The sequence below is a fragment of the ANME-2 cluster archaeon genome, from assembly GCA_019429385.1.
Classification (GTDB): Archaea; Halobacteriota; Methanosarcinia; order Methanosarcinales; family Methanocomedenaceae; genus Methanocomedens_B.
The window spans coordinates 1-1,987 of record JAHYIS010000068.1 but is presented as its reverse complement, the minus strand read 5'-3'; the positions used below and the strand labels follow the sequence as shown (position 1 = coordinate 1,987).

The following is a 1,987-nucleotide window of genomic DNA, read 5'->3' as shown; positions in this document are numbered from 1 at the left end:
CCAGAAGATATCGATGCCGACCTCATCTGCCTGAGCTCAATGACCGCTACCATTACTTGGTGTTACAGATTAGGCGATTTGTTAAGACAAATGGGGAAAAAGGTTGTACTGGGAGGAATACACCCTAAGGCTCTTCCTTTTGAAGCTAAGGAACATGCTTATTCTGTTATTGAGGGTGAGGCAGAATCTGTCTGGCCACAGGTGCTCAATGATGCTGCACATGGTATTCTGAAACCATTTTTTCACGGTGAAAGACTTCCCCTCGACAATATGCCCATGCCCTATACTTCTTTTGACCACAATCCATACCGGTTCAGAGCGGTCTTTACCGCAAGGGGGTGCCCGTACAGATGCTCATTTTGTTCAGTCAGGAAATTCTTTGGCGATACCATTCGTTACCGTCCAATCCATGAGGTAGTGGAAGAAGTTGAAAATCATACCGGCAAGGTATATTTCAATGGTGACGACAACATTTGGGGTGGAGATGTTGAACGGTCCATTAAACTGTTTACAGCTCTTTCAAAGGGCAGCAAAAAAAAGTGGTACGGCTTCGGTGACCTGCATGCACCCCAGTCTTCTAAAGGAGATGAAATGTTAATGGCTGCCAGGGCAAGTGGGCTGTTTTCAGTATGGGTGGGGTGGGAAACATCATCTTGTGATGTGCTTGATAATTACCATGCTGGAACCAAACAGGGACGTAACAGGGAAGATGCCATTAGAAAGATAAAATCATATGGAATTGATGGTGTCCTTTTTGTCGTAATGGGCGGACGACAGGATAAACGTGAAGATTTTGACACAGCCCTCGAACTGGCAAAAAGACTTGGTGTAGCCGTTCATCCCGTGCTATTAACTCCTTTACCGGGCACAGAATTGTATGATGAGTACGAACCTCATTTAATCAAAGACAGGGGGTGGGAATACTATACAGGTGTTAATGCAGTCTTCGAGCATCCTGACCCTGGAATGACACCTTTTGCAAGAGAGAAGAAATATTATGAAACATCCCTTAAACTGTTGAGTCTCTCCAGGATATTTTCTCATCTAACTGAAATACATTGGTCGGGTTTCCCAATGACACATCTTCTCTCGCTCATGAAACAATTGCCAATGAGACGGGCAATGAAAAAAGCGTACAAAGAATGGAACGTGAGATACAATAATCCGTGACGAGTTATAATAATAATGATGATAATAATAATTAGATAAATACGAATCATCCCGATAAACATATTACCCATGAATCCACTCACATTTGTGGCAAGGTCGGGAGTTGATTATGAAAAAGGTACTGTTATTATCTATTTTCCTGGTTGTAATAGTCCTATCATCCGGATGTCTGTTCTATGAAAAAGAACCTGTGACCGAAGATGATGCAAAATTCATAATCGGCTACGCGAGCCTGATAAACCACTTGAAGTCAGAAGATATTGAAATCAAGACCCTGGGTATCAGCAGACAGCCATTTTTCTCGGTAAGGAGCATGAACCTCACGTTAAATGGGGAATTGGTGTACGTTTTCGATTATTCTAATGTCACTGCAGCAAGGAATGATATGGCCCTGGTTTCCCCTGATGCCCAATTAATAAACAATACCCGAATGCGCTGGACCGGGACGCCACATTTCTTCAATTCAGAAGAGATTATTGTACTTTATATTGGTGATAACCGGAAAATCATAACCGCCCTGGAATCCGGAATGGGGGTCCAGTTCGCTCCGCAATCAGCAAAAATAGAATAAGAATCTACAGCGCGAGCAGTCTCTCTCTCCCGGAAATCACATCTTCTATTGAAAAAACTTCCAGGTTGTGTATCCCGCCACATCCCAATTCGCTTATCACTGACAAATCAACCGTACCGGTTCCGGGGGCCATGTGTATATCGCCATCATACTCACCGGTCCATACACCCATATTATCGTGTACATGTACATGCACAACCCATTCCCGCACTCTCTTCATGAACGCCCTCACCAGCCCGGAATCGC

At 43.9% G+C, this 1,987-nt stretch carries 3 protein-coding genes; 2 read left to right on the top strand and 1 reads right to left on the bottom strand.

The features are described from left to right. Both K0A89_12895 and K0A89_12890 read left to right on the top strand, forming a co-directional pair. Positions 1–1,170 (top strand): radical SAM protein (locus K0A89_12895; protein ID MBW6519380.1); only part of this gene is annotated, 1,170 nt, incomplete at its 5' end. Positions 1,171–1,279: 109 nt separating this feature from the next. After that, positions 1,280–1,741 (top strand): hypothetical protein, encoded by a 462-nt coding sequence (locus K0A89_12890; GenBank protein ID MBW6519379.1) that lies wholly within the window; start codon positions 1,280–1,282, stop codon positions 1,739–1,741. Positions 1,742–1,745: 4 nt separating this feature from the next. On the opposite strand, the gene K0A89_12885 is transcribed toward K0A89_12890, so the two are convergent. Next, a partial coding sequence (locus tag K0A89_12885) for a sugar phosphate isomerase/epimerase (GenBank protein ID MBW6519378.1) occupies positions 1,746–1,987 on the bottom strand: 242 nt, incomplete at its 5' end.